General features: G+C 75.2%; 2 protein-coding genes. Both read left to right on the top strand.

The window, feature by feature from the left end; genetic code table 11:
- Nucleotides 1–2 precede the first annotated feature (2 nt).
- Nucleotides 3–1,925 (top strand): NADH-quinone oxidoreductase subunit 5 family protein, encoded by a 1,923-nt coding sequence (locus tag FOE67_RS20555; RefSeq protein ID WP_182666325.1) that lies wholly within the window; start codon nt 3–5, stop codon nt 1,923–1,925.
- Nucleotides 1,922–3,376 (top strand): complex I subunit 4 family protein (locus tag FOE67_RS20560; RefSeq protein WP_194444516.1); only part of this gene is annotated, 1,455 nt, incomplete at its 3' end. The genes FOE67_RS20555 and FOE67_RS20560, both read left to right, overlap by 4 nt.

Here is a 3,376-nt window from a genome sequence, read left to right on the forward strand (position 1 = left end):
CCGTGAACCCCACCACCGCGGCGGCCCTGGTCCCCCTGCTGCCCGCCGGCGGGGCCGCGCTCATCCCCCTCGTCGCGCGCCGCGCGCCCGGCTTCGTGCGCCCCCTGGCGGTGCTGCCGGTCCTGGCCTCGGTGCTCCTCGCCCTGTGGGTCGCCGCCGACCTGCCCGCCGGCGCGACCGTCACCGCCGCCACCCGGCTGACGCCCACCGGCGACCCCGTCCTGCCGATCGAACTCGCGCTGCGCCTGGACGGCTTCTCCGTCCTGGCCGCCGTCCTGGTCACCGTCGTCTCCCTGGTCGTCCAGCTGTACTCCACCGGCTACCTGCGCGAGGACCCCCGCTACCCCTCCTACGCCGCGCTGGTCTCCCTGTTCACCGCCGCCATGCTGCTGCTGGTGTACGCCGACGACCTGGTGGTCCTGCTGGTCGGCTGGGAGGTGATGGGCGCCTGCTCCTACTTCCTGATCGGCCACCACTGGGAGACCCCGGCCGCCCGGGCCGCATCCCTCAAGGCGTTCCTCGTCACCAAACTCGGCGACGTCCCCTTCCTCATCGGCATCATCGCCCTGGGCGTCGAGGCGGGGACCTTCCGGATCAGCTGGCTGATCAACCGCCTCACCGGCCTGGACCCGCTGGAGATGGCCCACCCCACCGTCATCGCCCTCCTCCTGCTGGCGGGCGTCGCGGGCAAGTCCGCGCAGTTCCCGCTGCACCTGTGGCTGCCCGACGCGATGGCCGGACCCACCCCCGTCTCCGCCCTCATCCACGCCGCCACCATGGTCGCCGCCGGCGTGTACGTGCTGGTGGTGCTGCTGCCGGTGCTCCTCGCCTCCACCATCGCCGTGGTCGCCCTCGCCCTGATCGCCGCCGTCACCGTCATCGGCTCCGGCCTCGCGGCCCTGGCCCGCGACGACATCAAGGGCGTGCTGGCCTGGTCCACCATCGGCCAACTCGGGGTCATGCTCGGCGCGATCGCCGTCGCCGACCGCGAGGCCGCCTTCTTCCACCTGCTCACCCACGGCGCCTTCAAGGCCCTGCTCTTCCTCGCCGCCGGCGTCCTCGTCCTCGCCGCCGGCACCGGCTCCCTCACCGCCGTCTCCCGCATGGGCGGCCTCAAGCGGAGCGTCCCGGACGCCTGGTGGACGATGACCATCGGTCTGCTCGCCCTCGCCGCGCTCCCGCCGTTCGCCGGCTTCTTCTCCAAGGACGCCGTCGTGCACGCCGCGCAGCGGGCCACCGGGGACGGCGGGGCTGCGGGCGCCGCCGGTTGGATCGTGCTCGTCGCCGTCCTCGCCGGCGCCGTCCTCACCGCCGCCTACGCCACCCGGCTGTGGCTGGTCCTCTTCCACGACCCCGTGGACATACGGCCCGTCACCGTGCCCGCGTCCCCCGCCGTCGGACCGGCCATGACCCTCGCCCTGTGGCTGCTCGCCATCCCCTCCCTCGCCCTGGGCCTCACATGGGACGCCCTCGGGACCCGCCTGGACGGCGGCGACCTCGGCCCCCACCTCACCACCTCGGTCGTCTCCCTCGGCGCCGCCCTGCTCGGCGTGCTCGTCACCTGGGCCGCCTGGCGCCGCCGGTACGAGGAGGACTTCGGGCGCGGCGCCGACCCCCGCGACCCGATCGCCGACCCCGGGCCGGCCCTCCTCGGCCGGTTGCGCCGCCCGGCCGCCGCCGGTTTCGGTGTGGACGCCGCCGCCGCGGCCCTGGCCGTGCGGCCGGTCCGCGCCGCCGGCCGGCTCGCCCGCTTCCTGGACCGCGAGGTCGTGGACACCTACGTCCGGGCCGCCGCCGGCGCCCCCGGCCTGCTGGGCGCCCTCGCCCGCCGCCTGCAGACCGGCAACGTCCAGCTCTACCTCGCCGTGACGGCCGTGGCCGCCCTCGCCCTGGCCGTCGTCGCCGTCACCACCACCGGAGGATGAGCGCCGTGATCACCCTCGACGACTCCGTGACGCGACTGCTGCTGGCGGTCGTCGTGGCCCTGCCGCTGGTGGGCGCGGCCACGGCACTGCTGCCCGCACCCCCCGGCCTGAGGGGCCGCTCCCCCGAACAGGCCGTGCTGCGGCACGGCGTGGTCGTCACCGGCGTCGTGCTGGCCGCCACCCTGCTGCTGGCCGCATCCTTCGACCGCGACGCCGCCGCCCGCCCGCAGGCCGTCACCGACCTGGAGTGGATCCCCGCCCTGGGCGTGCGCCTGCACCTGGGCGTGGACGGGATCTCGCTGCCGCTGCTCGTCCTCACCGCGCTGCTCGGCTTCCTGTGCGCGCTGCACGCCTACCGCCGTCCGCCCGCCGGACCGCACCCCACCGCCCTGGTGGCGCTGCTGCTGGTGCTGCTGAGCGGGGCCCTGGCCACCTTCGCCGCGCTCGACCTGATCCTGTTCTTCCTGGCCTTCGAGATGGTCCTGATCCCGATGTACTTCCTCATCGCCCGCTGGGGCGGGGGAGGCAGCGGGCCCGCCGCCCGCCGGTTCGTGGTCTACACGCTCGTCGGCTCGGTGCTCATGCTGCTGGGCTTCCTGCTGCTCGGCGGCCGGGCCGGCACCTTCGACATGACCGCGCTCGCCGCCGCGCAGGGCGAGGGGCTGGGGCGCGGCGTCCAGATCCTCGTGGTCCTCGCCGTGGGGCTCGGCTTCGCGATCAAGACCCCGATGTGGCCGCTGCACGGCTGGCTGCCCCCCGCGCACACCGCCGCGCCCACCATCGGCTCGGTGCTGCTCGCCGGCGTGCTGCTGAAGACCGGAACCTACGGCCTGGTCCGCGTCCTGCTGCCCGCCGTCCCCGAGGGCACCGCCGCCCTCGCCCCCTGGCTGGGGGCCCTCGCCGTGACCGGCATCGTGTACTCCTCCCTGGTCTGCCTGGACCTGGTGCGCGGCGGCGCCGACCTCAAACTGCTCATCGCCTGGTCCTCGGTCGGACACATGGGCTTTGTGCTGCTGGGCATCGCCACGCTCACCCCCACCGGGGTCAACGCCGCGCTGTTCGCCAACATCGCCCACGGCCTGATCACCGGCCTGCTCTTCCTCCTGGTCGGCGCCATCCGGGAACGCACCGGAACCACCCGCCTGGACGAACTGACCGCGCGGGGCTCCGGCGCCCGCCTGTACGGACGCGCCCCCCGGCTGGGCGCGCTGTTCGCCTTCACCGCCATGGCCTCCCTCGGCCTGCCGGGCCTGGCCGGCTTCTGGGGCGAGTTCCTCGCGATGCTCGCCGCCTACGACCCCGCCCCCGGCCTGCCACGCCCCGCCTACCTGGTCTTCCTCGCCCTCGCCGGCCTCGGCACCCTGCTCACCGCCGCCTGGCTGCTGATCGCCGTCCGCCGGGTCTGCGCCGGCGAGGGCGAGGAAGACCAGGTAGGCGGGGCGTGGCAGGCC

The sequence above is a fragment of the Streptomyces calidiresistens genome, from assembly GCF_014141525.1.
GTDB lineage: Bacteria > Actinomycetota > Actinomycetes > Streptomycetales > Streptomycetaceae > Streptomyces > Streptomyces calidiresistens.